At 70.5% G+C, this 25,733-nt stretch carries 22 protein-coding genes and 2 pseudogenes; 9 read left to right on the forward strand and 15 right to left on the reverse strand.

Annotated features, from left to right (window positions below; all coding sequences use genetic code 11):
- Positions 1–49 precede the first annotated feature (49 nt).
- Positions 50–1,498: a putative bifunctional diguanylate cyclase/phosphodiesterase gene (locus VO99_RS31820; RefSeq protein WP_157039502.1), complete on the forward strand. Its 1,449-nt coding sequence runs from the start codon at positions 50–52 to the stop codon at positions 1,496–1,498.
- A gap of 19 nt (positions 1,499–1,517) precedes the next feature.
- On the opposite strand, the pseudogene VO99_RS08985 reads toward VO99_RS31820, so the two are convergent.
- From VO99_RS08985 to VO99_RS09000, 4 genes and pseudogenes are all read right to left on the reverse strand, one after another.
- Positions 1,518–3,587, reverse strand: a pseudogene (locus VO99_RS08985) (ATP-binding protein); the annotation flags it as partial.
- 15 nt (positions 3,588–3,602) lie between these two features.
- Positions 3,603–4,892 carry a lytic murein transglycosylase gene (locus VO99_RS08990; protein ID WP_046112508.1) on the reverse strand — a complete coding sequence of 430 codons (1,290 nt, stop codon included), beginning with the start codon at positions 4,890–4,892 and terminating at the stop codon, positions 3,603–3,605.
- 35 nt (positions 4,893–4,927) lie between these two features.
- Positions 4,928–5,719 (reverse strand): aldolase, encoded by a 792-nt coding sequence (locus VO99_RS08995; protein ID WP_046112509.1) that lies wholly within the window; start codon positions 5,717–5,719, stop codon positions 4,928–4,930.
- Positions 5,720–5,752: 33 nt separating this feature from the next.
- On the reverse strand, positions 5,753–6,457 hold the full coding sequence (locus tag VO99_RS09000; protein WP_046112510.1) for a haloacid dehalogenase type II: 705 nt from the start codon (positions 6,455–6,457) through the stop codon (positions 5,753–5,755).
- Positions 6,458–6,560: 103 nt separating this feature from the next.
- Here VO99_RS09000 and VO99_RS09005 point away from each other — a divergent pair, with 103 nt between their 5' ends.
- The 3 genes from VO99_RS09005 (at position 6,561) to VO99_RS09015 (ending at position 9,871) form a co-directional block, all read left to right on the forward strand.
- Complete coding sequence (locus tag VO99_RS09005) at positions 6,561–7,484, forward strand: LysR substrate-binding domain-containing protein (protein WP_046112511.1); 924 nt, start codon at positions 6,561–6,563, stop codon at positions 7,482–7,484.
- 162 nt (positions 7,485–7,646) lie between these two features.
- Positions 7,647–9,389 (forward strand): zinc-binding metallopeptidase family protein, encoded by a 1,743-nt coding sequence (locus tag VO99_RS09010; RefSeq protein WP_232315315.1) that lies wholly within the window; start codon positions 7,647–7,649, stop codon positions 9,387–9,389.
- A 17-nt stretch (positions 9,390–9,406) separates the two neighbouring features.
- Positions 9,407–9,871, forward strand: coding sequence for a peptidase dimerization domain-containing protein (locus tag VO99_RS09015; RefSeq protein WP_052736209.1), 465 nt, complete (start codon positions 9,407–9,409; stop codon positions 9,869–9,871).
- Between the two features lie 59 nt (positions 9,872–9,930).
- Here the strand turns inward: VO99_RS09015 and VO99_RS09020 are convergent, their stop codons facing one another.
- The gene (locus VO99_RS09020; protein WP_046112512.1) at positions 9,931–10,233 is read right to left on the reverse strand and encodes a hypothetical protein; all 303 of its coding nucleotides are present in this window, start codon (positions 10,231–10,233) and stop codon (positions 9,931–9,933) included.
- Positions 10,234–10,299: 66 nt separating this feature from the next.
- Here VO99_RS09020 and VO99_RS09025 point away from each other — a divergent pair, with 66 nt between their 5' ends.
- The 3 genes from VO99_RS09025 to VO99_RS09035 are packed head-to-tail and all read left to right on the forward strand — an operon-like array spanning position 10,300 to position 12,741.
- Positions 10,300–10,596 (forward strand): hypothetical protein, encoded by a 297-nt coding sequence (locus tag VO99_RS09025; protein ID WP_046112513.1) that lies wholly within the window; start codon positions 10,300–10,302, stop codon positions 10,594–10,596.
- A 26-nt stretch (positions 10,597–10,622) separates the two neighbouring features.
- Positions 10,623–12,374, forward strand: coding sequence for a PepSY-associated TM helix domain-containing protein (locus VO99_RS09030; RefSeq protein ID WP_083440465.1), 1,752 nt, complete (start codon positions 10,623–10,625; stop codon positions 12,372–12,374).
- A complete protein-coding gene (locus VO99_RS09035) occupies positions 12,367–12,741 on the forward strand; it encodes a DUF3325 domain-containing protein (RefSeq protein ID WP_046112514.1) in 375 nt (124 codons plus the stop codon). The genes VO99_RS09030 and VO99_RS09035 overlap by 8 nt, the downstream gene beginning before the upstream one ends.
- Here the strand turns inward: VO99_RS09035 and VO99_RS31235 are convergent.
- The 10 genes and pseudogenes from VO99_RS31235 to urtA all read right to left on the reverse strand — a co-directional run.
- A pseudogene (locus VO99_RS31235) lies at positions 12,723–12,833 on the reverse strand (peroxidase-related enzyme); the annotation flags it as partial. The gene VO99_RS09035 and the pseudogene VO99_RS31235 sit on opposite strands and share 19 nt — an antisense overlap.
- Positions 12,834–12,852: 19 nt before the next feature.
- Positions 12,853–13,839: an acrylyl-CoA reductase (NADPH) gene (acuI, locus tag VO99_RS09040; protein WP_046112515.1), complete on the reverse strand. Its 987-nt coding sequence runs from the start codon at positions 13,837–13,839 to the stop codon at positions 12,853–12,855.
- A 29-nt stretch (positions 13,840–13,868) separates the two neighbouring features.
- The gene (gene acuR, locus VO99_RS09045; RefSeq protein ID WP_046112516.1) at positions 13,869–14,513 is read right to left on the reverse strand and encodes an acrylate utilization transcriptional regulator AcuR; all 645 of its coding nucleotides are present in this window, start codon (positions 14,511–14,513) and stop codon (positions 13,869–13,871) included.
- Between the two features lie 91 nt (positions 14,514–14,604).
- Positions 14,605–14,949: an FmdB family zinc ribbon protein gene (locus VO99_RS09050; RefSeq protein WP_046112517.1), complete on the reverse strand. Its 345-nt coding sequence runs from the start codon at positions 14,947–14,949 to the stop codon at positions 14,605–14,607.
- Positions 14,950–14,964: 15 nt separating this feature from the next.
- Positions 14,965–16,194, reverse strand: a complete 1,230-nt coding sequence (gene fmdA, locus VO99_RS09055; RefSeq protein WP_046112518.1) for a formamidase — start codon at positions 16,192–16,194, stop codon at positions 14,965–14,967.
- A 26-nt stretch (positions 16,195–16,220) separates the two neighbouring features.
- Positions 16,221–16,910: an urea ABC transporter ATP-binding subunit UrtE gene (gene urtE, locus VO99_RS09060; RefSeq protein WP_046112519.1), complete on the reverse strand. Its 690-nt coding sequence runs from the start codon at positions 16,908–16,910 to the stop codon at positions 16,221–16,223.
- A gap of 27 nt (positions 16,911–16,937) precedes the next feature.
- Positions 16,938–17,681: an urea ABC transporter ATP-binding protein UrtD gene (gene urtD, locus VO99_RS09065; protein WP_046112520.1), complete on the reverse strand. Its 744-nt coding sequence runs from the start codon at positions 17,679–17,681 to the stop codon at positions 16,938–16,940.
- Positions 17,682–17,742: 61 nt separating this feature from the next.
- Positions 17,743–18,912: an urea ABC transporter permease subunit UrtC gene (gene urtC, locus VO99_RS09070; RefSeq protein WP_083440466.1), complete on the reverse strand. Its 1,170-nt coding sequence runs from the start codon at positions 18,910–18,912 to the stop codon at positions 17,743–17,745.
- Positions 18,909–19,823: an urea ABC transporter permease subunit UrtB gene (urtB, locus tag VO99_RS09075; protein WP_046112521.1), complete on the reverse strand. Its 915-nt coding sequence runs from the start codon at positions 19,821–19,823 to the stop codon at positions 18,909–18,911. The genes urtC and urtB overlap by 4 nt, the downstream gene beginning before the upstream one ends.
- A 109-nt stretch (positions 19,824–19,932) precedes the next feature.
- Complete coding sequence (gene urtA / locus VO99_RS09080; RefSeq protein WP_046112522.1) at positions 19,933–21,201, reverse strand: urea ABC transporter substrate-binding protein; 1,269 nt, start codon at positions 21,199–21,201, stop codon at positions 19,933–19,935.
- A 185-nt stretch (positions 21,202–21,386) separates the two neighbouring features.
- Between urtA and VO99_RS09085 the strand changes: the two genes are divergently transcribed.
- A complete protein-coding gene (locus VO99_RS09085; RefSeq protein WP_046112523.1) occupies positions 21,387–24,803 on the forward strand; it encodes a hybrid sensor histidine kinase/response regulator in 3,417 nt (1,138 codons plus the stop codon).
- The gene (locus VO99_RS09090; RefSeq protein WP_046112524.1) at positions 24,800–25,711 is read left to right on the forward strand and encodes a response regulator transcription factor; all 912 of its coding nucleotides are present in this window, start codon (positions 24,800–24,802) and stop codon (positions 25,709–25,711) included. The genes VO99_RS09085 and VO99_RS09090 overlap by 4 nt, the downstream gene beginning before the upstream one ends.
- Positions 25,712–25,733 lie beyond the last annotated feature (22 nt).

Raw genomic sequence — 25,733 nt, forward strand, 5'->3', positions numbered from 1 at the left:
ACGCCCGCGCCGCGGGCGGCCGATAACGCAGGGGACGTCCGTTTCCCCCATGCCGCATTCCCGATTACTTTCCGCACCCGCCGGGCGCCGGGCGCATGCGCCGCGCGCCACCAGCCTGCACCAGCGGCGCGTGCGGCTCATCGTGCTGGCCGGCAGCGGCGTGTCGGGCGGCGTGGCGCTGTGCTGGGCGATGTTCTTCGCCTTCAGCGGCGCGTGGTGGAACGTGGCGCTGGACCTGCTGGCAGTGGCCGCCACCGCCACCGCCGTATGGCTGGTGCAGCGCGACCGCCTGCGCGCGGCCAGCCTGCTGGCCAGCGCCACCGTGTACCTGGTGGTGACGGTGAGCGCGGGCTGGCTGGACGTGCCCTCGCCCGAGCTGCCGCGCACCATGCACCTGTTCCTGCTGGCGCTGGGCGTGGTGTGCAGCCTGCTGATGCGCGAGGAAGCGCCCTGGCTGCGCCACGGCGCGCCGCTGCTGTGCCTGTTCACCTATGCCTTCTTCGCCTGCGTCGATCCGCGCTGGCACACGGTGCTGGCCATTCCCGATCCCGTGCGCGCCGCCGCCCTGTGGTGGGACCAGGCCGCCGCGCTGCTGATGCTGTACCTGACGGTGCATGTGATGCAGACCGACGTGGCCGAGCGCGACGGCCTGGAGACCGAGCTGCGCGACGCGCTGCTGCGCGGCGAGCTGCTGCTGCACTACCAGCCGCAGGTGGCCTGCGACGGCCGCATCATCGGCGCCGAGGCGCTGGTGCGCTGGCTGCATCCGGCGCGCGGGCTGGTGTCGCCGGGCGAGTTCATCCCGCTGGCCGAGCGCAGCGGCCTGATGCCGGCGCTGGGCGACTGGGTGCTGGATGCCGCCTGCCGCCAGCTGGCCGCCTGGCGCCAGGACCCCGGCTCGGCCGCGCTGTGCGTGGCGGTCAACGTCAGTGCCTCGCAGTTCGCGCAGCCGGGCTTCGAGCAGCGGGTGCTGGACATCCTGCGGCGCAGCGGCGCCGAGCCGCGGCAACTCAAGCTGGAGCTGACCGAAAGCACGCTGGCCCACAACCTGGAGGAGGTGGTGGCCAAGATGCAGTTCCTCAGCCGCCAGGGCGTGCTGCTGTCGCTCGATGACTTCGGCACCGGTTTCTCGTCGCTGAGCTACCTGCGCCGGCTGCCGCTGCACCAGCTGAAGATCGACCAGAGCTTCGTGGCCGGCATGCTGGCCGCCGAGCGCGACGCGGCCATCGTCAAGGCGGTGGTGGGCCTGGGCACCAGCCTGGGCCTGGACGTGATCGCCGAAGGCGTGGAGACCGAGGCCCAGCGCGCCTTCCTGGCGGCCCTGGGCTGCGAGAAGTTCCAGGGCTTCCTGTTCAGCCGGCCGCTGCCGGTGGCGGCGTTCGAGCAGCTGCTGCACCGGCCTCGTCCACCGCGGACTGCGCCGGCGGCGCAAAGCGCTGCGGCCCCAGCCGCTCGTGCAGCACGGCGCGAAGCCGCTCCAGCGCCACCGGCTTGGTGAGGAAGTCGTCCATGCCGGCCTGGGCGCACAGCGCCACGTTGCTGGCCAGCGTGTTGGCCGTCAGCGCCACGATGGGCAGGTGCGGCAGGCCTTCGGTGTGCTCGATGGCCCGCCACAGGGTGGTGGCGTCGTAGCCCGACATCGCCGGCAGCATGCAGTCCATCAGCACCAGGTCGTAGCCGCCTTCGCGCAGGCAGCGCAGGGCGGCCTCGCCGTCCTCGGCCAGCGTGCTGGTGCACTGCAGGCTGGCCAGCTGCGCCTGCACGATCATCGCGTTGACCAGGTTGTCCTCCACCACCAGCACATGCGGCGCGCCGGCGGCAGCCTGCGGGCCGGGCGCGGCGGGCAGGCTGCCAGCCGCCGGCGCGGGCGCCGACGCGGGCGCGGCGGCGGTCGGCAGCGCCAGGTCGAACCAGAAACGGGTGCCACCGCCGGGCAGGGCCTCGTAGTCGATGCGGCTGCCCAGCAGCCAGGCCAGCCGCTGCGCCAGCGCCAGGCCGAGGCCCGCGCCTTCGTGGCGGCGCTGGGCCGAGGCATCGCCCTGCGCAAAGGGCTTGAACAGCCGCTCGCGCGCCTGCGGCGCGATGCCGATGCCGGTGTCCTCCACCCGGTAGCGCAGCACGGGCACGGCGGGTGCGCCCGGCGCGGGCGGCCGCGCTTGCACCACCAGCAGCACCTGGCCCTGGTCGGTGAACTTGATGGCATTGCCCACCAGGCGGATCAGCACCTCGCGCACATGGCCGGCGTCGCCCAGCACCGCTGGCGGCAGCGGGCCTTCGGTGTGGCTGAGCAGCCGCAGGCCCTTGGCCTCGGCACTGGCGGCCAGCAGCCGCCGCACTTCCTCGGCCACCGCCGCCGGGTCGAAGGCCACCGCCTGCACCAGCACCGTGCCGGCCTCGATCTGCGTCAGGTCGAGGATGTCGTTGATGATGGCCAGCAGCCGGCGGCCCGAGCCCAGCAGCGTTTCCACCAGCGCGCGCTGGCGCTCCGGCGGCTGCGGCTGCAGCAGCAGCTCGGCGGTGCCCAGCACGCCGTTCATCGGCGTGCGCAGCTCATGGGTGATGGTGGACAGGAACTCGGTCTTGGCGCGGTCGGCCTGCTCGGCCTGGATGCGCAGCCGGCGGTCGGCGGCCAGCTCATGCTCGCGCCGGCGCAGCACCCGCACCAGCAGCGCGAAGGTGATGCTGAGCAGCCCCGCGCTCAGCAGCGCCAGGCCGGCCACCAGGCCCGCCTGGGTGCGCCAGGCGGCCAGGTAGTCCCTGGCATGCACCGTGGCGGCCACCTGGGCCGGGAAGCCCTCCACCGCGCGCACCGCGGTCAGCGGATCGGCAGCGCCCGGCTGCAACTGCAGCGGGCGGGCCAGGCGCTGGTCGTCATGGGGCGCGGTGGCCAGCACCACGCCGTCGGCGCGCAGCAGGCTGAGCATGGTGGGATAGCCGCCCGGGCCCTGGGGGCGCACCTGCAGCCGCTGGTAGAAGTCGGCGAAGTAGTCGGTGCGGATGCCGGCCTGCACGATGCCCAGCAGCCGGCCGTCGGCGGTGTGCAGCTGGCGCACCACGTAGAAGGTCCAGCGGCCGTTGACGATGGCCACCCGCGGCGCGGTGATCAGCAGGGCCTGCGGATCGGCGCCGGGGGGGCTCTCGGCCACGCCTTCGCGGCCGAGGATGTTCATCACCGGCGCCGGAAAGCCGCGCGAGAAGTTCACCAGGTCGCCGTCGGCTGCCACCACCGAGAGCACGTCCAGCGCCTGGAAGTTGTCCGCCTGCGCCCGCAGCAGCGCATGGGTGGCGCCATCGGCGAAGCGCTGCTTGAAGGCCTGCACGTCCTGCACGTCGGCCGCCTCCAGCCGGGCGGCCAGGCCCTCCAGCACATGGCGCGCGGAGGAGAACACCTGGTGTGCATGGGCGGCTACGGCCACGGTCGCGCTGTCGGCATTCAGCCGCGCGGCCTGCTCGGCCTGCTGGCGCAGCTGCCAGATGGAGCCGCCGGCCACCGCCAGCACGCTGGCGACGATGGCCGCCGCCACCGCGCCCAACGCCCGGCTGGCCGCCGCCGGGCCGCGGAAACCGAGGATGCGGGTGTTGGGCATGCGGCGGCCGGTGCCTCAGCGCTGCAGCAGCCGCTGCAGCAGCCCGGCGTCCGGGTAGCCGTCGGCCGGCAGGCCCACGCTGCGCTGCCAGCGGCGCAGGGCCTCGCGGGTGGCCGGGCCCAGCACGCCGTCAGGCGTGCCGGCATCGAAGCCACGTTCGGCCAGCGCCGCCTGCAGCTGGCGCAGCTCGGTGCGCGACAGCGGCTGCAGCTCGCGCGGCCAGGCCGTCTGCAGCGGCGGGCCGCCGTCGATCTGCCGGGCCAGCAGGCCCACGGCCAGCGCATAGCTGGTGGCATTGTTGTAGCGGAGGATGGCGCGGAAGTTGGGCCCCACCAGCAACGCCGGGCCGCGGGCGCCGGCGGGCAGCAGCAGCGCGGCATCGTCCAGCGCGGGCAGCGGCGCCCCCTGCAGGCCCTGCACGCCTTCGGCCGCCCAGGCGCTGGCAGGCTGGCGCAGCAGGCCATCGGCCCGCGCCAGGTCGAAGCCCGGCGGCAGCTGCACCTCCACGCCCCAGGGCTGGCCGGCCTGCCAGCCGGAGCGGGCCAGGTACTGCGCGGTGGAGGCCACCACGTCGGCCATGCTGCCCCAGATGTCGCGCCGGCCGTCGCCGTCCGCGTCCACCGCATGGGTCAGGAAGCTGGTGGGCAGGAACTGCGTCTGGCCCATGGCGCCGGCCCAGGAGCCGACCATGTGCTCGCGGTCGATGTCGCCGTTCTGCACGATGCGCAGCGCGGCCAGCAGCTGCTCGCGCGCCCAGGCCTGGCGCCGGCCCTCGAAGCCCAGCGTGGCCAGCGCGTCCAGCGTCGGCGTGCTGCCGTAGTTGCCGCCGAAGTTGCTCTCCATGCCCCAGATGGCCACCACCACCGATGGCGGCACGCCATGGCGCCGCTCGGCCGCCTGCAGCTCGGCCTGCAGCGCGGCCAGCTTCTCCCGCCCCTGCGCGATGCGCTGCGGCGTGACGGTGTTGTCCAGGTAGGTCCACACCGGGCGGCTGAACTCGGGCTGCGCGCGGTCCAGCTGCACCACCTGCGGCAGGTACTGCACCGGGTCCAGCGCGGCGGCGAGGGTGGCTTCGCCGATGCCGGCGGTAGCGGCGCTGGCGCGGAAGCCGGCCACCCAGCGCGCAAAGGCGGCCTGGTGCGCGGCGGCCGCGGCGGCGGCGGGCTCGGTGGCGGCTTCAGCCGCGGGCGGCGGGGAGGCGGCCGGCGGCGCCGAAGGGGCGAGGCCGGGCGCGGTGGCACAACCCGCCAGCGCCGCGCCCACCAGGGCCGCCCGCCAGGCGGTGGACAACAGGTACGGATGCATCGCCTGCATTCTCGCCGCCCTGGGCGGCACGGCCGTTACCGGTCGAACGCATGGCCCTCGGCCCGCAGCACCCGCATCACGCTGGCCAGGTGGGCGCGCGCGCTCTCGGGGTCGCCGGCGCGCATCTGGGCGGCGGTGCGGCGAGCCACCTCGGCGTCGACCGGCTGCAGCGGCCGGCCGGTGCCCATGGCCTTGAGCTGCACCTCGGCCGCGCGCTCCAGGTAGTACAGGTCGTCCCAGGCCTCGGCGATGGTGGGGCCGGTGACCATCACGCCATGGTTCTTCAGGAACAGCACGTCGGCCGTGCCCAGCGTGGCGGCGATGCGGTCGCCCTCGGCCACGTCCAGCGCCAGGCCGTTGTAGTGCTCGTCCACGGCCACGCGGCCGAGGAACTTCAGCGCCGTCTGCCCCGCATAGAGCAGCGGCGGGCCGGCCAGCATGCTCAGGGCGGTGGCATTCGGCATGTGGGTGTGGAAGGCCGCGCGCAGCGTGGGCCGCGCACGGTGCAGCCGGGCGTGGATGTAGAAGGCGGTGGCCTCGGGCCGGCCCTCGCCGGCCAGCACGTGGCCATCCAGGTCGCACACCAGCAGCGTGGAGGCCGTGACCTCGCGGAAGGCCAGGCCATACGGATTGACCAGGAACAGGTCGTCATGCCCCGGCAGCAGTGCCGAGAAGTGGTTGCAGATGCCCTCTTCCAGGCCGTGGCGGGCGGCCGCCTGGAAGCAGGCGGCCAGCTCGACGCGGGCCTGCTGCACGGCGTCGCTGTCCAGCAGCGGCGCCAAGGTGCGGGTCGGGGCGGGGGCGGTGGATTCCAGCGTGTGGGCCATCGGGGGTACTCCAGTGCGGCGCAGGAGGCTGTTCTACCAGCCCAGCGCGCTGAACAGCGGCGGCAGCTGCGACAGGTCGGCCACGATTGCGTCGGGCTGGTAGTCGGGCAGCAGCCGGCGGCCGCTGCCGCGGTCCACCCAGATGCAGCGGAAGCCGATGTCGCGGGCCGCGGCATGGTCCAGGTGCGGGCTGGCGCAGATGTGGACCACCTGCGCCGGCGTGACGCCCAGCTGGGCATGCGCATGGTCGAACAGACGGCGGTCGGGCTTGTAGGCACCGGCCTGCTGGGCGGTGATCACGCGGTCCACCAGGCCACCGAGCTGGGCCACGTTGCCCGCGATGATGTCGTCGTCGGTGTTGCTGACGATGGCGATGCGGTGGCCGCGCGCCTTCAGCCAGCGCAGCGCGGGCAGCACGTCCACGAACGGCGGCATGGCGCCGATGCGGCCGGTGAGCAGCGCCGCATCGTCCGGCTCGGCCGGCAGGTCCAGCTCCTGCAGCGCGCGGCGCAGGCCTTCGCCGGCCACCTCGCGGAAGCTGCGGTGCGGCGGCTGCTGCTCCAGCGCATGCTCGTGGCGGTCGTACACCTCGATCAGGCGCGCCGGCGGCAGCTCCGCCGCGCCCTTGCGCGACAGCAGTTCCTGCACCGCGGCCCGCAGGCCTTCATCCCACTGGATGAGCGTGCCGTAGCAGTCGAAGGTGAGCCACGTGGGCCGGGGCGTGGAATCCAAGGGCATGACCGCCTCTCCTTGCGTTGAACAGGCCGACAGCATGCGCAGTTCCGGCCTCATTGTGAAATCGAATCTTTGCGCAAACCTCAGTGGCATTCACAATAAGCGCATGCTCGATCTCGACCTGCTCAAGACCCTGGTGTGCGTGGTGGAGGAAGGCAGCTTCACCCGCGGCGCGGAGCGTGTGCACCGCACCCAGTCCACCGTGAGCCAGCAGATCCTCAGGCTGGAGGAACGTGTGGGCCGGCCGCTGCTGCAGCGCGACCGCAGCGGCAAGCAGGCGCTGCCCACGCCGCATGGGGAGCTGCTCACGCATTACGCGCGCCGGCTGCTGGCCATCGCCCAGGAAGCACAGGAGGCCCTGGCCCTGCCCGGCGCCCAGGCGGTGCTGCGCCTGGGGGTGCCGGAGGACTTCGATGCGCAGCGCATGTCGGCCATGCTGGCCGGCTTCGCCCAGGCGCAGCCCGGCCTGCGGCTGGACACGGTCAGCGGCATGAGCAGCGAGCTGCAGCGCCGCCTGGCGGCCGGCGAGCTGGACATGGCCCTGCTCAAGCGCGAGCCCGGCAGCGGCGAGGCCCTGGCCCGCTGGCCCGAGCAGCTGGTGTGGGTGGCCGCGCCCGGCTTCGTGCCAGCCGAAGGGCCGCTGCCGCTGGTGCTGTTTCCCCCGGGCTGCCTCTACCGGCTGCGGGTGCTGCGGGCGATGGACCGGGCCGGCCGGCCTTGGCGGGAGGCCTTCGGCAGCCACAGCCTCACCGGCATCCAGGCCGCGGTGGCCGCCGGCCTGGGCGTGAGCCTGCTGCCCACCACCGCGGTGCTGCCCAGCCACCGGGTGCTGCCGCCGGCCCCGGGCTTCGAGCGGCCGCCGGGCACCGAACTGGCCCTGGTGCGCGGCAGTGCCGTCGCGCGCGGCGGCAGCATGGAGCGACACCTGCAGTCGCTAGCCGACCACCTGGTGGCGCAGCTCGGCGCGCAAGCGGGCCAGGCGTCGGAATCCCGTGCGGGCCGCTGGGCCGCACGTCGGCATTCCGTGTGAAGCGCATCCAAACGTTGCAGCGCCGGCCCCCGATGGCAGTGCATGAAGCTTGCGTAAAGCATTGATTCGCAAGGTGCCTTCATTCGGTCACAACTTGGTGGCCGGCCTGGGGCCCGAATGGCACATGAGTTGCGGAAAGCCTGGCCTTCAACAGGAGGCCTGATGGCAAAAGACTTGAACCTGAGATTGCTGACCTGCTCCGTGGCGCTGGCCCTGGCCGCCTGCGGTGGCGACGATGATGACGACACGCCGGTGACCCCGCCGGCACCGCCGCCGGCCACCGGCGCCAACGTGCCCACCATCTCCCCGCAGGTGCTGGCCGCTTCGCAGAAGATGAACAGCGACGCCACGCTGCAGGCCATGGTGCAGGAGTGGCTGACGCCCGCCAATGCCCAGGCCCGCTTCGACCAGCACATGGAGCTGGTGCGCATCGCCTCGCCCTCGCGCGCCGAGATGCGCCGCGCCGCCGAGATCGAGCGCCGCATGCTGCAGGAATGGGGCTTTGCGCCCAGCGAGATCAAGACCCGCGCCGACGGCCAGCTGCCGGGCTCGGACGTGCAGCTGGTGGACGGCCTGCCGGTGCACAACGTGTGCGTCGAGATCAAGGGCAGCTACTCCAGCAGCGCCGGCGCGCAGGCCTACCGCGGCCAGTTCCCCAAGGTGCTGGTGGAAGGCCATATCGACACGGTGAACCCCGAGGTGCTGCCGCCGGCCAGCAACCCGTACGAGCCCATCAAGCTGCAGCCCATCGCCGACGCCATCGTGACGACGCCGGCGCAGCTGGCCGCCATTCCCAACGAGCTCGCCTTCGATGCCAATGGCCGCATCGTGCAGGACGCCAACTACATCAAGGCCCGCCAGTACTACGCCAGCGAGGACGCCGCCAAGGCCGCCGGCGCGGTGCGCCTGTACGTGCCGGGCTACGGCGACGCGATGGGCAATGTCTCGGGCGTGCTGAACCTGGCCAAGGCCATGAAGAAGTACAACGTGCGCCCGGTGTACGACCTGTGGTTCTGCGGCACCGCGGGCGAGGAAGGCAAGGGCAACCTGGCCGGCATGAAGCAGCTGTATGGCTACGACCAGAACCTGGGCACCGGCACCAACCCGCTGAACTTCGTCACCAACTTCGGCATCGACGGCGGCGGCGGCACCATCAACTTCATCGGCAGCTACCGCTTCGAGATGAAGTACACCGCGCCCACCGCGCCGGGCCCCAACCAGCCCACCGCGCTGGAAGCGGCCGCAGCCTCCATCGCGCGCATCGCCGACATCAAGACGCCCTGGGACGAGGACAACAAGGCCTTGAAGACCACCTACACCGTGGGCGTGGTGAGCTGCGAGGACCCCGCCGCCGGCAGCGACGTGGTGCCCAGCTGCACCATCCAGGTGGACATGCGCTCGCCGCGGCTGGAACCGCTGAACCAGATCCGCAGCCGCATCGAGCCGCTGTTCCAGGCCGGCGTGACGGAAGAGAACAGCCGCTATGGCGTGCCCGACAACACCGCGCAGGCGGTGAAGATGGAGCTCACCTGGTTCGGCGACCGCCCGCCGCATGAGCGCACCAACCTCAGCGACGTGTCCATCCAGGCGGCCTGGCAGTCGGCCGAGATCGTCGGCATCGACAAGCGCGACGAGATCTCCACCGCCGCCAGCAGCCTGAACGACAACGTGCCCGCCGCCATTGGCGTGCCCACCATCAACCTGAACATCGCGACCAACGCCAGCGGCGGCGGCGGCCATGCGTTCTGGGAATGGGGCATCCCCGGTGAATCCGCCAAGGAAGTGCAGCGCATGCAGCGGGTGCTGATGGCCGCGCTGATCGCCTCGGGCTACCACGCCGCCGATGGCACGGTGGTGCCGCCGGCCGCACCGGCCATCGGTGCGCGCACCGCCGAAGTCAAGTGAAACGAGGAACACACGCCATGGCGAAGTCGATGAACACCAAGATGACCCGGGCCATTGCGGCCCTGCTGTGCAGCGCGGCCTGCGGCCTGGCGGCGCTGCCGGCGGCCGCCCAGCAGACCGGCAGCCTGCTGGTCGAGTTCCAGGGACCGGGCGGCCACAGCAACGGCGCCTACGGCCGCACGAGTGCCGTGCATGCGGCCGGCCGCAGCCTGCTCAAGCTGAAGGCCGCGGGCCTGCCGGCGGGGGCCTACCGCGTCAGCGGCCTCAATGGCGGCAACTCGGTCAACAGCATCGCCAGCGATGCACGCTACACCGTGACGCTCACCGCAGCCGATGCGGCCGCGCTGCAGGCGATGACGGCGCAGGTGGATGCGGCGGTGAAGGCCGGCGTGGAGGCCGAGAACACCTTCCGCAACGTGAAGGAAGGCGACCTCACCGGCGGTGCCCCGGCCACCATTCGCTACACCATCACACCACGCTGAAGAAGGCTGGCAGCCACGCGCTGCACAGGGACTGGGCAGGCCCGCGGGCCTGCCCTTTTTCATTCGTCGTCGTCGGCGCCGAAGGTCGCCAGCAGCGACTGCGCGAAGGCCTCGCTGCCAATGAGCGTGAGCGACACCGCCACCCAGCCGCCGTCCTCGTGCGACACGGCCAGGTCGTGGTCCCAGCCATGGCCTTCGTCCAGCGGGCCGGGACCGTCGGGATGGTGCTGACGGGCCCAATCCAGCACCTGCCGCACCTCGGCCATCACCGCCGCGTGCCGGTCGGCGCGGGTGGAGGCCAGCGCTTCCAGCGTGTGGATGCCGTCGGTGCTGTCGCTGGTGTCGAAGCGGAGGTAGTGCATGGCGGGGGCATGGTAGCCGCGGGCACCGCTATGCCTCTATGATTGCGAATCATTCGCAGTTGAAGCATGGCCAGTACCTCCCCCTCCCCGCTCCACGTGGCCTCCCGCATCGCCGCCAGCCTGGGCGGTGGTTATGTCTTCACCTGGGGCTTCGTGTCGCTGGGCATCGTGCTGCTGATGCAGGCCGGCATGCCCTTTGGCGATGCGCGCACGCTGGTCTACCTGCTGGCGTTCCTGGTGTTCCTCGGCATGTTCTGCTGGGCCTTCGCCGCGGCCGGACTGCTGCGGGTGTGGGCGGTGCTGTGCGGCGGCGGGGCCGCCATGACCGGTGCAGCCTGGCTGCTGGCCCGCACGCTGGCCTGACGCCCATCCTTCCGGAGACCTTGCGCATGTTCGCTTCCTTCCGCCTGTCGATGGCCTGGCTGCACACCTGGTTCGGCCTGGTGCTGGGCTTCGTGCTGATGGCCGTGTTCTTCTTCGGATCGCTCTCGGTGTACGACCGCGAGATCGACCGCTGGGCCATTCCCTCCACGCGCTTCGAGCCGCAGCCGATGCCGTCGTTCGACAAGCTGCTGGAGCCGGCCTTCCGCCGCATCGTGCCCAACCAGGCGGCGCTGGACGAGGCCCGCGGCCGCAGCAACAGCCCGCTGCCGGCGGTGATGCCGCTGCATGAATGGGGCGCCTACACCACCCACCGCGACCCGGTGCTGACGGTGTGGTCGGGCTTCGAGCTGCCCGACCCCAAGGACCCCGACAACGACCATGTGTACGGCATCGCCACGCTGGACCCGCGCACCGGCCAGGCCCTGCCCGACGACCGGCTGAAGTTGGGCAGCCAGTTCTTCTACCCGATGCACTACAGCCTGCACCTGCACTGGAAGGAGCTGGGCACCTGGATCGTCGGCCTGGCCGCGCTGGTGATGCTGGCCGCGCTGGTCAGCGGCGTGGTGATGCACCGCAAGATCTTCCGCGAGCTGTTCACCTTCCGGCCGCGCAAGCACACCCAGCGCAGCGCGCTCGACCTGCACAACCTCACCGGCGTGGTGGCCCTGCCCTTCCACTTCATGTTCGCGCTGTCCGGGCTGGTGATCTTCGCGGCCATGTACTTCCCGGTGGGCGAGACGATGCTGCGCCCGCTGGCCAAGGCCCACGAGCATGCGGAATCGCTGCGCACCGGCCTGCCGCACGAGGCCGCGGGCGTGCCCGCCGGCCTGGCGTCGGTCGATGCGATGGTGGCCGAGGCCCAGCGCCGCTGGGCCGCGCGCGGCATGGCGGGCGACGTGGGCATGCTGACGGTGCACCACGTGGGCGATGCCAACGCCACGGTCAGTGTGTTCCGCGCCGGCACCGACCGCGTGACGCTCACCGGCGAAGGCATCCACTTCAAGGGCCCCACCGGCGAGGTGATCCGCGAGGACGAGCCGGTGAACATGGTGGACGGCATCAACAACTTCATTACCGGCCTGCACCTGCAGCACTTCCGCCACTGGCTGCTGCGGGTGCTCTACTTCGCAGGCGGACTGGCGGGTTCCGCCTGCATCGCCACCGGCTTCATCTTCTTCGTGGAAAAGCGCAAGAAGCAGCATGCGGCCAAGGGCCAGGTCGGCAGCCGCGTGGTCGATGCGCTGGCCGTGACCACCGTCACCGGCATGCTGATCGCCACCGCCACGATGCTGGTGGCCAACCGCCTGCTGCCCGAGGCGCTGCCGATGCGCGGCGTGTGGGAGGAGCGCATCTTCTGGGCCGCCTGGCTGCTGGCCTTCTGCCATGCCTGGTGGCGCACGGCGCCGGTGCTGCAGGCGCGCGTCGCGCCGGCCTGGGCCGAGCAATGCTGGGCCGTGGCCGTGTTGGCGGTGGCTGCGGTGCTGCTCAATGCGCTGACCACCGGCGACCATCTGCTGAAGACCCTGGCCGATGGCTACTGGCCGGTGGCCGGCGTGGACCTGGTGCTGCTGGGCGCCGCGGCGCTGGTGCTGGTGGCAGCACGGCGTGTGCGCCAGCGGGCGCGGGGCAACGTGGTCGACGGCACGGGCACGCCTGCCGGCAGGGACGCGGGCAGGCTTGCCAGCAGCCACGCCGCCGCAAGCGCCCCGGCGCAACCGGGTCGGGCGCCGCAGATGCCGGAGGCCGGGCATGCCTGAAGCCTTCCTGCCTGCGCCCGTGTTGCTGGCCGGCGCGCTGCTGTGCGCCTTCGTCGGCCTGGCCTGGCTGGCGCTGGCAATGGAGCCGCACTGGCAGCAGGCCCGCAACACGGCGGCACCGCCGCGTGGCACGGTGCGGCTGCTGCGCGCGCTGGGCGCCACGGCGCTGGCCGCATCGCTGCTGCTGTGCCTGGCCGGTGATCACCCGACCATGGCCGCGCTGGTGTGGTTCATGGCCCTGGCCGTGGCCGCCATCGGCGTGGCCTTGCTGCTGGCGTGGCGACCGCGCTGGGTCGGGTGCCTGGCCGGAAGGCGCGGCAGGCACAGCGCCGCCAGCGCGGGTTCCGCTCAACGCCCCAGCGTGTAGAAGTCGTCGTTCGGCCGCATGCTGGTCACGTTGGCCATGCGGTTGCAGGGGCCGAAGAACGCGGCAATGCCGGCGATGTCCCGGACGTCGTCCGGTGGCTCCGGCAGCGGCCTACGCGGCGCCGACACGCACAACAACGCGGCCGCGAACGCGGCCTTCCAGCAGCTCGGCGGCAACGCCGATGGCCTCGTCCAGCTCGATGTCGCGAATCAGGCTTTCCAGCAGCGCCACGTCGAGGTCTTGTGCCAGGCGACGCCAGGCCTGCAGGCGCTCGGCGACCGGGGCCATGACGCTGTCGATGCCGGCCAGGGTGACGCCCCGCAGGATGAACGGTGCCACGCTGGCGGGCCACGACATGCCGGCAGCCAGGCCGCAGGCCGTGACCACGCCGCGGTAGCGCATGGCCGCGCAGACATTGGCCAGCAACTGGCCTCCTGCCACATCGACGGCACCGGCCCAGCGCTCCTTGTCCAGCGGCTTGCCGGGCTTGGCAAGCTCGGCCCGGTCGATGACCTGGCGCGCGCCCAGCGCGCTGAGGAAGTCGGCCTCCTGCGGCCGGCCGGTGACGGCGGCCACCTCGTAGCCCAGTTTGGCGAGCATGGCCACCGCCACGCTGCCTACGCCACCGGCAGCGCCGGTCACCACCACCGGGCCCTGGTCGGGCCTCACGCCGTGGCGTTCCAGCGCCAGCACGCACAAGGCCGCGGTGTAGCCGGCGGTGCCGATGCCCATGGCCTGCCGCAGCGTGAACGGTGCCTGCAGCGGCACCAGCCATTGGCCGGGTACACGTGCCCGCTCCGCCAGGCCGCCCCAATGCACTTCGCCCACGCCCCAGCCATTGAGCACCACCGCGTCGCCGACGGCAAAGGCCGGGTCGGCCGAGGCTTCCACCGTGCCGGCGAAGTCGATGCCCGGCACCATCGGAAACCGGCGCACCACGGGCGAGCGGCCGGTGATGGCCAGCGCGTCCTTGTAGTTCAAGGTGGACCAGGCCACGCGCACGGTGACGTCGCCCGCAGGCAGGTCGGCTTCGTTCAACTGCTGCACGGCAGTCGCCTGTTGTCCGTCCGTCTTGTCGATCAGCAATCCGCGGAACATGGTGGGTGCCTCCTGGTAGGGTTGCGCGGTCAGGGTTGGGCGCGCATGAGTTGGAAAAAGCCCTGCGCATACACCTCCAGCGCCTGGGGTGAGCGTTCCAGCTTGGCGCGCAGCACGGCACCTTCCCAGCCGATCCAGAAGAACTGGGCCAGGGTGTTGCAATCCAGTTGCGGCGCTATCTCGCCGGCCTGTTGTGCCTCGGCCAGGCAGGCGGCGGTGCGCGCCTGCCAGTCCATGAACACCTCCTGCAGCTGGGCCCGGAACGATTCGGGCAGCGTGCCCATCTCCTGCCCCAGGTTGCCGACCAGGCAACCGCGCTTGAAGCCATGCCGCGCCATGCCCGCCCGGGCGTCCGCGATTAAGTGGCGCAGGCGCTGCAACGGCGGCACCGAAGCATCCGCAAAACAGCGGTCCAGCTTGTTGGCGAAGTAGCCGGCGTAGGCCGCGATCAAGGCCTGGCCGAAGGCTTCCTTGCTGCCGAAGTAGTGATAGAACGAGCCCTTGGGCACCTGCGCCAGCCGCAGGATCTCATCGATACCGACGGCCGAGTAACCCTTCTCGGTCAGCACGGCCACACCCGTGCGCAGCAGGTGCTCGCGGGTGTCCGGTCGAGGCGATGCGCCGAGCCGCGGCGGTCGGCCGCGGCGGCGGGGCAACACGGGGGCGGTGGTCATCGACGAGGCGCAATTAGACGGGTCGGTCTAATTATAGTTTGAATTTAGACCGGTCGTCTAGACAATGGCGGCCGATGGCCGCCGTGCGCCTTCAGTGGCTGATCATCCAGGGCCGCTTGCTGGGGAAGGCCTTGTTGCCGTTGGCGCCCGTCAACGTGGCCGTGCGGCGGCTGCTGCCCGAGCAACAGCCGCAGCCCGACGGATGCTTCAGCCGCGCATAGTCGCCCGAGCGCTTCGGCTCATGCCGCGCCCGCTCGTTGGTCGCCAGTGCCGTGCGCAGCCCGGCGTCCATGTCGGCGATGCGGGCCGCGGCCAGCCAGGTGCGTGGCGCGGCCATGCCGCAGCCCGGGCAGGGCTGCGGCTGCTCGCGGTCGGCAATGCGGCGCAGCGCCTCGAAGGGGCCGCAGGCCTCGCAGCGGTAGTCGTAGGTGGGCATGCTCTGCGTCGGCTTTCAGCGGTCGGGCGACAGCGGCATGTCGATGCTGCCGTCGATGTGCTTCACCGGCCCGGCGGCGCTCGGGTTGATGTCGAAGTCGAAGATCTGCGTGGGCAGCCACAGGGTGGCGCAGGCATTGGGCACGTCCACCACGCCGCTGATGTGGCCCTGCACCGGCGCCGTACCCAGGATGCTGTAGGCCTGCGCGCCCGAGTAGCCGAACTTCTTCAGGTACTCGATGGCATTCAGGCAGGCCTGGCGGTAGGCCACCGCCACGTCCAGGTAGTACTGCTTGCCCTGCTCGTCAACCGAGATGCCTTCGAAGATCAGGTAGTCGTTGTAGCTGGGCGTGAACGGGCTGGGCTTGAAGATCGGGTTCTTGATGCCGTACTTGGCCATGCCGCCCTTGATCAGCGTGACGCGCATGTGCACCCAGCCGGCCATCTCGATGGCGCCGCAGAAGGTGATCTCGCCGTCGCCCTGGCTGAAGTGCAGGTCGCCCACCGACAGGCCCGCGCCTTCCACGTACACCGGGAAGAACACCTTGCTGCCGCGCGACAGGTCCTTGATGTCGCAATTGCCGCCATGCTCGCGTGGCGGCACGGTGCGCGCGCCTTCGGCCGCCACCTTGGCCGCGGCATCGCCCGTCAGCTTGCCCAGGTGCGCGGTGCCGGCGAAGGGCGGGTTGGCCAGGCCGGGCACGCGGTTCGGGTCGGTGGCGATCAGGCCGGTCTCGCGCTCGTTCCACAGGTCCAGCATCGGCTTGTCGGGCAGGCAGCCGATCAGCCCCGGGTGGATCAGCCCCGCGAAGTTGACGCCCGGCACGTGGCGCGAGCTGGTGAACATGCCGTGGAAGTCCCAGATCGACTTCTGCGCCTGCGGAAAGTGCTCGGTGAGGAAGCCGCCGCCGTTGTTCTTGCTGAAGAAGCCGTTGAAGCCCCAGAGGCTGTCGGGCTTGGCGCCGATGTCCAGCAGGTCCACCACCAGCAGGTCGCCGGGCTCGGCGCCCTTCACGCCCACCGGGCCCGACAGGTAGTGCACCGTGGTCAGGTCGATGTCGCGCACGTCGTCGGCGCTGTCGTTGTTCTTGATGTAGCCGCCGGTCCAGTCGTAGGTCTCCAGCACGAAGTCGTCGCCGGGGTTCACCCAGCAGGCCATCGGGATGTCGGGGTGCCAGCGGTTGTGCACCATCTCGTTGCTGGGTGCGGGCTGGTTCAGGTCTACCTTGATCAGGGTCTCGGGCATCGTCGCTCTCCTGCTTGTGTGGTGGTTCAAACCGACAAAAACTGCTTGATGCGCTCGGCGTCGATGCCGGCGCGCGGGCTCTCGTGCACCAGCCGCCCACCTTCGATCACGAAGAGGCGGTCGGCCACCTCCAGCGCAAAGCTCAGCACCTGCTCGCTCACCACGATGGTGATCTCGCGCAGCTTGCGGATCTCGTTCAGCGCACGGGCGATGTCCTTGATGATGGACGGCTGGATGCCTTCGGTGGGCTCGTCCAGCAGCAGCACCTTGGGATTGGTGACCAGCGCGCGGGCGATGGCCAGCTGCTGCTGCTGCCCGCCCGAGAGGTTGCCGCCCTTGCGGTGGCGCATCTCGAACAGCACCGGGAACAGCGCATAGATCTCGTCGGGGATGCGCTGGCTCCTGGCGTTCTCCAGCCCCGTCTGGATGTTCTCGGTGACGGTGAGCGTCGGGAAGATCATCCGCCCCTGCGGCACGTAGGCGATGCCCTTGGCCACGCGCTGGAAGCTCTCCAGCTTGGTCACCTCCTGGCCGTCGACCTCGATGCTGCCGCTGCGCACCGGCAGGATGCCGATCAGGCTCTTGAACAGCGTGGTCTTGCCCATGCCGTTGCGGCCCATGATGGCCACCGTCTCGTTGCGCTTGGCATGCAGGTCGATGCCGTGCAGCGCTTCGCTCTGGCCATAGGCGACGTGCAGGTCTTTCACGTTCAGCATGCGTGCTGCTCCTGTGGGTGGCTGCGTTCAATGGCCGAGGTACACGTCGATCACCTTCGGATCGTTCTGCACCTGGTCCATGGAGCCTTCGGCCAGGATCTTTCCCTGGTGCATCACTGTCACCTTGTGGGCGATGCGCTTGACGAAGTCCATGTCGTGCTCGATGACGATGACCGAGCGGCCCTTGCAGATGCGCTGCAGCAGCTCGCCGGTGAGCTCGCGTTCGCGCACGCTCATGCCGGCGATGGGCTCGTCCAGCATCAGCAGCTCGGGCTCCTGCATCAGCAGCATGCCGATCTCCAGCCACTGCTTCTGGCCGTGCGACAGCAGCCCGGCCTCGGTCTCCAGCACCGTGCCCAGGCCGATCTCGTCGGCCACCGCCTGCACCCGGTCGCGCACCTCGGCATCGCAGCGGAAGGCCAGTGCGCCGAACACGCTGCGCCCGCGCGGAAAGCTCACCTCCAGGTTCTTGAAGACCGAAAGGTTCTCGTAGATGGAGGGCGTCTGGAACTTGCGCCCGATGCCGGCCCGCACGATGCGGTGCTCCGACATGCGGGTCATCTCCTGGTTCTTGAACTTGATGCTGCCGTGGCTGGCGCGGGTCTTGCCGCAGATCAGGTCCAGCAGCGTGGTCTTGCCCGCACCGTTGGGGCCGATGATCACGCGCAGCTCGTTGCGGTCGACGTACAGCGTCAGGTCGTTGATGGCCTTGAAGCCGTCGAAGGACACCGTGAGGTCTTCGACTGCCAGCGCGAAGTCGGTATTGCTCATAGCGAATTACCTCCGGCCTGGCGGCCTGCGGTGCGAGCGCCTTCGGGCGGCCGTGCGGCGCTCATGCGGCGGCTCCCTCGGCGGCGCCGCGCTCACGCGCCGGCTTGGGCTCGGCCACCACCGGCGGTGGCGCCACGGGCTTCGCCCTGCCCTGCCCCAGCCGCTTCAACCGCGGCGCGATCTTGTCGTTCCACACACCGGCCAGGCCGTCAGGAAAGGCCAGCACCACGCCCAGGAACAGCGCGGCCATCATGAAGAGCCACAGGTCCGGGAAGCTCTCGGAGAAGTACGTCTTGCCGTAGTTGACGAGCAGCGCGCCGTACACCGCGCCCACCAGCGACATGCGCCCGCCCACCGCCGCGAAGATCACCATCTCGATCGACGGCACGATGCCCACCAGCGAAGGCGACATGAAGCCCACCTGCAGCGTGAACATCGCGCCGCCCACCGCCGACAGCAGCGCCGACAGGCAGAACACGAAGACGCGGAAGTTGGCCACGTCGTAGCCGGAGAAGCGCACCCTGTCTTCCTTGTCGCGCATGGCCAGCAGCAGCGTGCCCAGCTTGCTCTTCTGCACCCAGGTGCACAGCACGATGGAAGCCAGCAGCAGCGCCACGCAGGTGAAGTACAGGATGAGCTTGGCACTGTCGGTGCGGGTGTCCCAGCCCATCAGCGTCTTCAGGTCGGTCATGCCGTTGACGCCGCCGGTATAGCCCTGCTGGCCGATGATCAGCACGGTGAGGATGAGCGCCACCGCCTGCGTGATGATGGCGAAGTACACCCCGCCCACACGCCGCTTGAACATCGCGAAGCCGATGATCCAGGCCAGCAGCGTGGGCACCCCCAGCAGCAACAAGAGCGTGAGCGGAAAGCTGTGGAAGGGCAGCCACCACACCGGCAGCTCGGTCACCTGGTTCCAGTCCATGAAGTCGGGGATGCCGGGCGTGCTCTGGATCTTGGTGGTGACGGGGTCGCTGGCCTCCAGCTTCAGGAACATCGCCATGCCGTAGCCGCCCAGGCCGAAGAACACGCCCTGCCCCAGGCTGAGCACCCCGCCCCAGCCCCACAGCATCACCAGGCCCAGCGCCACGAAGGCATAGCTGAGGTACTTGCCCACCAGGTTCAGGCGGAACAGGTCCAGCGTGAGCGGAAATACCACCAGCAGCACCACCGCCAGCACCAGCACGCTGGCCATGCCGCTGCGTGCCATCCATACCCTTGCGCCGTTCATTTGCGCACCTTCGCTGCAAACAGGCCCTGCGGCCTGAACATCAGGATGACGACGATGGCCGACAGCGTGAGCACCTTGGCCATCGAACCCGTCATGAAGAACTCGCTGATCGACTGCGTCTGCGCGATGCCGAAGGCCGACACCACCGTGCCCAGCAGGCTGGCCGCGCCGCCGAAGGTCACCACCAGGAAGGCATCGACGATGTAGAGCGAGCCCGAGGTCGGCCCGGTGGAGCCGATGGTGGTGAAGGCCGCACCGGCCACGCCGGCGATGCCGCAGCCGATGGCGAAGGTCAGCCGGTCGGTGCGCCGGGTGTTGATGCCGGTGGCATTGGCCATCGGCCGGTTGGCCACCGTGGCCCGCACCCGCAGGCCCCAGCGCGACTTGTAAAGCGCCAGCAGCACGCCGCAGGTCACGGCCAGCGTCAGCGCCATCACGAACAGGCCGTTGATCGGGATGTCCAGTCCTTCGGACGGCGCCCAGCTGCCCATCAGCCAGTCGGGCAGCGTGGGGCTCACCTCCTTGGCGCCGAAGGTGGAGCGGAAGATCTGCTGCATCGCCAGCGACAGGCCCCAGGTGGCCAGCAAGGTGTCGAGCGGGCGGCGGTAGAGGTGGCGTATCACCGCCCACTCCACCCCCCAGCCCACCGCGAAGGCCAGCCCGAAGGCCACCGCGATGGCCACCGGGAAGTAGGCCTGCACCAGCCCGGGCGCATGCGATTCGGCCAGGTGCGAGAACAGGTAGATGGTGTAGGCGCCGATGGTCATGAACTCGCCATGCGCCATGTTGATCACGCCCATCTGTCCGAAGATGATGGCCAGGCCCAGGCCCATCAGCAGCAGCACCGAGAACAGGCTGAGGCCGGCGAAGCCCTGCATCAGCCCGATGTTCCACATGTCGTTGAGAGTCATGTCGGCCCCTCGTGCGTCGGGTACGCCGCCCGGTCCCCCGAGGGGACGGCGGGCCGGCTTGGGGCGGCCCGGCGCTCGGCCCGGCCCGCCTGCCAGCACCGTGGCTGCATCACTTGTAGCCCTCGGGGAACGGATTCGGCTCGATCAGCGCGGGCGATTCGGCCACCACCTTGAACTGGCCGTCGAGCTGGGCCTGGCCGATGCGGGTCTTGCTCCACAGGTGGTGATTGGGATGCAGCTTCACGTAGCCCTCGGGCGCGGTCATCAGCTCGATGTCGGCGGAGGCCGCGGCCACCTTGTCCACGTCGAAGCTGCCGGCCTTTTCCACCGTGGCCTTCCACAGCCAGGGGCCGAGGTAGCCGGCCTGCGTCACGTCGCCGATCACCGCGTCCTTGCCGTACTTGGCCTTGAAGGCCGCGACGAACTTCTTGTTGTTCTCGTTGTCCAGGCTCTGGAAGTACTTCATCGACGAGTAGAAGCCGGCCATGTTCTCGCCGCCGATGCCCAGCACCTCGTCCTCGGTCACCGAGATGGTCAGCAGGAACTGCTTGTCGGCGGTGACGCCCGCGGCCTTCAGCTGCTTGTAGAAGGCCACGTTGGAGCCGCCCACCACCGCCGCGAAGATCACGTCGGGCTTGGCCACCTTGATCTTGTTGATCAGCGAGTTGAAGTTGGTGTGGCCCAGCGGGTAGTACTCCTCGCCCACCACCTTGGTCTTCAGCACGTTCTCGATGTGCTTGCGGCCGATCTTCATCGAGGTGCGCGGCCAGATGTAGTCGGAGCCGACCAGGAAGTAGGTCTTGGCGCCCTTGGTCTTCTGCGCCCAGTCCAGGCCCCACAGGATCTGCTGCGTGGCCTCCTGGCCGGTGTAGATCACGTTCTTGCTCTGCTCCAGGCCTTCGTAGAAGGTCGGGTAATAGAGCATGCCGTTCTCCTTCTCGAAGATCGGCAGCACGGCCTTGCGCGAGGCCGAGGTCCAGCAGCCGAACACCGCGGCCACGCGGTCGTTGACCAGCAGCTTCTTGCTCTTCTCGGCAAAGGTGGGCCAGTCGCTGGCGCCGTCCTCCTTGATGACCTTGATCTTGCGGCCCAGCACGCCGCCCATGGCGTTGATCTGGTCGATGGCCAGCTGCTCGGCCTGGATGGAGCCGGTCTCGCTGATCGCCATCGTGCCGGTGGCCGAGTGCAGCTGGCCCACCGTCACCTCGGTGTCGGTGACGGCCAGCTTGGTGGTGTTGACCTTGGCAGTGGGGAACTGCTGGCCCCAGGCCATGCCGGCCAGGCCGCTCAGCGGCAGGGCGGCGGCGCCCTGCAGCAGCCGGCGGCGGCGCTGGAAGTCGGCTTGGTCGGCAAGGGTGTCGCGGTCGTTGGAAGACATGGTCGCTCCTGGCAGGCGGGGGGGTCGGGTGGCGTGGAAGATCCGTTGGGCTGCATGTTGTGGGCACCCGCCCTGCGCACGAATACGTCATTCAACGTAGCCGCCCCGCGCCGGTGCAGCGGCCTGCCGCGGCCTTGGGTTCGCTTCTTGCAACGTACCCGCGCCTTCGAGCCAGGAGTCCCAAGTTGGCGCAGCCCACGCAGAAGATCTTCCGCATCCGCCGCGACTACAACAGCTGGGTGGCCGACGAGACGCTGGAGGACTACGCGCTGCGCTACACGCCCAGCACCTTCCGCAAGTGGAGCGAGTTCCGCGTGGCCAACACGGCCTTCGGCGCCACCTCGTTCCTGGCGCTGGAGGCCATCGGCGCGGCCATCGCGCTGAGCTACGGCTTCGAGAATGCGCTGTGGGCCATCCTGGTGGTGGGGCTCATCACCTTCCTCACCGGCCTGCCCATCAGCTACTACGCGGCCCGCTATGGCGTGGACATGGACCTGCTCACCCGCGGCGCCGGCTTCGGCTACCTGGGCAGCACCATCACCTCGCTGATCTACGCCACCTTCACCTTCATCTTCTTCGCGCTGGAAGCGGCCATCCTGGCCCATGCGCTGGAGATGTACTTCGGCTGGCCGCTGCTGCTGTGCTACCTGCTGTCGTCGCTGCTCATCGTGCCGCTGGTGATGCACGGCATCACGCTCATCTCACGGCTGCAGTGGTGGACGCAGCCGGTGTGGATCGTGCTGTTCTTGCTGCCCTTCATCGCCATCGTGGTCAAGGAGCCGCAGCTCTTCGCGCAGTTCGGCGGCCTGGCCGGGCGGGTGTCGGGCAGCGCGGGCTTCGACCCGGTGATGTTCGGCGCCGCCACCACCGTGGCCTTCAGCCTGGTGGTGCAGATCGGCGAGCAGGTGGACTACCTGCGTTTCCTGCCCAAGCGCACGCCGGCCAGCCGGCGCCGCTGGTGGGCCGCGGTGCTGGTGGCCGGCCCGGGCTGGATCGTGCCCGGCATGCTGAAGATGCTGGGCGGTGCCTTCCTGGCCTTCGTGGCGCTGCAGCACCAGGTGGCCACCGACAAGGCGGGCGACCCGACGCAGATGTACATCGCCGGCTTCGGCTACGTGTTCGACAACCCGCAGTGGGTGCTGCTGGCCACCATCGTCTTCGTGGTGGTGGCGCAGGTGAAGATCAACCTCACGAATGCTTATGCCGGCTCACTGGCCTGGAGCAACTTCTTCGCGCGGCTGACGCACAGCCACCCCGGCCGCGTGGTGTGGCTGGTGTTCAACGTGCTCATCGCGGTGCTGCTGATGACGCTGGGCGTGTTCGAGGCGCTGGAGCGGGTGCTGGGCCTGTACGGCAACGTGGCCATCGCCTGGGTGGGCGCGCTGGTGGCCGACCTGGTGATCAACAAGCCGATGGGCTGGAGCCCGCGCGGCATCGAGTTCCGCCGCGCCTACCTCTACGACATCAACCCCGTGGGCCTGGGCGCGATGCTGGTGGCGGCGCTGCTGGCGGTGGCCGCGCATGCCGGGCTGTTCGGGCCGTTGGCTGCTGCCTTCTCCCCTTTCATCGCGCTGGCCACGGCGCTGGCGGTGTCGCCCGCGCTGGCCTGGTGGACACGCGGGCGCTGGTACGTGGCCCGGCGCAACGCGCAGCCGTGGGCGCCGGGGCAGATCGTCACCTGCTCGGTGTGCGAGAACACCTTCGAGTCCGAGGACATGGCCCAGTGCCCGGCCTACGAGGCGCCCATCTGCAGCCTGTGCTGCACGCTGGAATCGCGCTGCCACGACCGCTGCAAGACCGGCGCGCGTGCGTCCGAGCAGGTGGGCCGCGCGCTGTCGGCGCTGCTGCCGCCCTCGATGGCGGTGCACAGCCACCGCCGGGTGGCGCAGTACCTGGGCGTGGCGCTGTCGCTGGTGGCGCTGCTGGCCACCATCCTGGGCGTGGTGTACGACCAGGAGACGGTGGTGGGCGCGGCGGATCCCCAGCTGCTGAGCGCGCCCTTCCTGAAGGTGTTCGCGCTGCTGTCGCTGGTGATCGCGGTGGCCGCCTGGTGGATCGTGCTGGCCAGCGAAAGCCGGCGCATGGCGCAGGACGAATCCAACCGCCAGAACCAGCTGCTCACCCGCGAGATCGAGGCGCACAAGCGCACCGATGCCGCGCTGCAGGCCGCCAAGGACCTGGCCGAGGCCGCCAACCAGGCCAAGACCCGCTACGTGGCCGGCATCACCCATGAGCTGCGCACGCCGCTCAACAGCATCCTGGGCTATGCGCAGATCATGCTGAAGGACGAGCGCATCCAGGGCGCGCACCGCGCGTCGGTCGACACCATCCACCGCAGCGGCGAGCACCTGCGCGGCCTGATCGAAGGCCTGCTGGACCTGGCCCGCATCGAGGCCGGCCGCCTGCGGCTCGACCCCGCGCCGATGGCCATGCACGAATTTCTCGACGACCTGGTGCGCATGGTGCAGCCGCAGGCCGAGGCCAAGGGCCTGGCCTTCGCGGTGCAGACCAGCGGCCGCGTGCCGGCCTACGTGAAGGCCGACGCCAAGCGGCTGCGGCAGATCCTCATCAACCTGCTGGGCAATGCGGTGCGCTTCACCGACCAGGGCGGCATCACGCTGCGGCTGGACTACCGGCGCGAGGTGGTGCGCTTCGAGGTGATCGACACCGGCATCGGCATCGCCGCCGAAGACCAGGAACGCATCTTCATGCCCTTCGAACGCGGCAGCGCCGGCCGCCGCACCGGCGAGCCCGGCACCGGCCTGGGCCTGACCATCACCCACCTGCTCACCCAGCTGATGGGCGGTGAACTCACCCTGCGCAGCACGCCCGGCCAGGGCAGCACCTTCACCGTGCGGCTGTACCTGCGCGAGATCGGCGAGCCGGCGGTGGCCCGGCCCACGCACCGGCCGGTCAGCGGCTATTTCGGCGCGCGGCGCACGCTGCTGGTGGTGGACGACCAGCCCACCCACCGGCAGATGCTGGCCGGCATGCTGATGCCGCTGGGCTTTCGCATCCGCGAGGCGGCCAGCGGCCGCGAGTGCATCGAGAGCGTGCAGGAGCACCTGCCCGACGCGGTGCTGCTGGACCTGACGATGGACGGCATGGATGGCTGGCAGACCGCGCTGGCGCTGCGGGCCGCGGGCTTCGCCACGCTGCCCATCATCATCGTCTCGGCCAATGCCTTCGAGAACCAGGCCGACCGCCTGGCCGCCGCGCAGTGCCAGGGCTTCGTCGACAAGCCGGTGATGGAGTCGGAGCTGCTGGCGCAGCTGCAGAAGCACCTGCAGATCGAATGGCTGGCCGAGCTGGCGCTGCCGCACTGGGCGGCCGGCGGCATGGCCGCGCCGGTCACGCCGGGCGCAGCGGTGCTGCCCCGGGGCCTGGTGGGCGAGCTGCTGCGCGATGCGCGGCTGGGCCATGTGCACGGCCTGCAGCGCACGCTGGACAACGCCAAGCGCAGCCACCCCGATTGCGCCGCCGAGATCGCCCGCCTGCGCCAGGCGGTGGACCGCTACGAGCTGGACGCCCTGGCCGACGAACTGGGCGGCCTGCTGCGCGACCAGGCCGATGACGAGATGAAGGAAGAGGAATCCACATGAGTGCCCGAGAAGCCATGAACCTGACGCGCATCGTGCTGGTGGTGGACGACGCGCCGCAGTCCCTCGGCCCGCTGGTGGCCGCCCTGGAGGACGACGGCTACACCGTGCTGGTGGCCCGCGACGGCACCTCCGCGCTGGAGCGGCTGGCCCTGGTGGTGCCCGACGCCATCCTGCTGGACGCGGTGATGCCGGGGCTGTCCGGCTTCGACACCTGCCGGCTGGTCAAGGCCGACCCGGCGCTCTCGCACATCCCGGTGATCTTCATGACCGGGCTGAGCGAGACGCCGCACATCGTCGAAGGCTTCGAGTGCGGCGGCGTGGACTACGTCGTCAAGCCGCTGCAGGCGCAGGAGGTGCTGGCGCGGCTGGCCACCCACGTGCGCAATGCGCGCAGCGTGCGGCTGGCCCGCGAGGCGGTGGACGTGGCCGGCTTCGGCGTGCTGGTGCTGGACAGCCACGGCCGCGTGGCCTGGCGATCACCGCAAGCCGCAAGCTGGCTGGCCGCCCTGTTCCCCGATGACGGCGCGGCCCGCCTGGCCGAGCTGCTGCACGCGCTGGCGGCACCGGGCACCGCGGCCCGCGAATGCACCGCGCCCGACGGCCGCGTGCTCACGGTGCAGCCGCTGGGCCCGGCCGGCCTGGGCGAGCAGATGCTGCTGCTGCAGCTGCGCGCGGCCAGCGCCGCGCCACCCACCCGGCTGAGCCTGGCCGCCCTCACCCCGCGCGAGGCCGAGGTGCTGAGCTGGGTGGCCAAGGGCAAGACCAACCGCGACGTCGCCGAGATCCTGGGCATGAGCCCGCGCACGGTCAACAAGCACCTGGAGCATGTGTTCGAGAAGCTGGGCGTGGAGACGCGGGCGGCGGCGGCGGCATTGGCGAGCCGGGGCGGGGTGGCGGGCGGCGGGTGAGGCTCGATGGCCGACCCGGCGG

This window comes from Aquincola tertiaricarbonis (assembly GCF_000969605.1).
Classification (GTDB): Bacteria; Pseudomonadota; Gammaproteobacteria; order Burkholderiales; family Burkholderiaceae_C; genus Aquincola; species Aquincola tertiaricarbonis.